Source organism: Pseudomonas sp. 203-8, from assembly GCF_020708595.1.
GTDB classification, from domain to species: domain Bacteria; phylum Pseudomonadota; class Gammaproteobacteria; order Pseudomonadales; family Pseudomonadaceae; genus Pseudomonas; species Pseudomonas aeruginosa.
In genome coordinates, this window is sequence record NZ_JAJFDF010000026.1 from 1 (window position 1) to 532 (window position 532).

A 532-nucleotide genomic window follows, 5' to 3' on the forward strand; every position below is an offset into this window, starting at 1 on the left:
GGCGTGCGCGAGCCGCGGGCACTGGCCCTGGCCACGGTCGACGGGCAGGGCCGGCCGTCGACGCGGATCGTGGTGATCGCCGAGCTGGGCGAGCGCGGGGTGGTGTTCGCCACCCACGCCGATAGCCAGAAGGGCCGCGAACTGGCGCAGAACCCCTGGGCCTCGGGGGTGCTGTACTGGCGCGAGAGCAGCCAGCAGATCATCCTCAACGGCCGCGCCGAACGCCTGCCCGACGAGCGCGCCGACGCCCAGTGGCTGAGCCGCCCGTACCAGACCCACCCGATGTCGATCGCCTCGCGGCAGAGCGAAACCCTCGCCGACATCCACGCCCTGCGCGCCGAAGCCCGGCGCCTGGCGGAAACCGACGGCCCGCTGCCGCGCCCGCCGGGCTACTGCCTGTTCGAACTGTGCCTGGAGTCGGTGGAGTTCTGGGGCAACGGCACCGAGCGGCTGCACGAGCGCCTGCGCTACGACCGCGACGAAGGAGGCTGGAAGCACCGCTACCTGCAACCGTGACGACACCGCTGCGCCG

1 protein-coding gene is annotated in these 532 nt (G+C 72.9%); it reads left to right on the top strand.

Annotation, left to right across the window (positions count from 1 at the left end; genetic code table 11):
• Positions 1–516, top strand: a 516-nt coding sequence (gene phzG, locus LJF27_RS30335) for a phenazine biosynthesis FMN-dependent oxidase PhzG (protein ID WP_023129403.1), incomplete at its 5' end; no start/stop codon positions are given.
• Positions 517–532 lie beyond the last annotated feature (16 nt).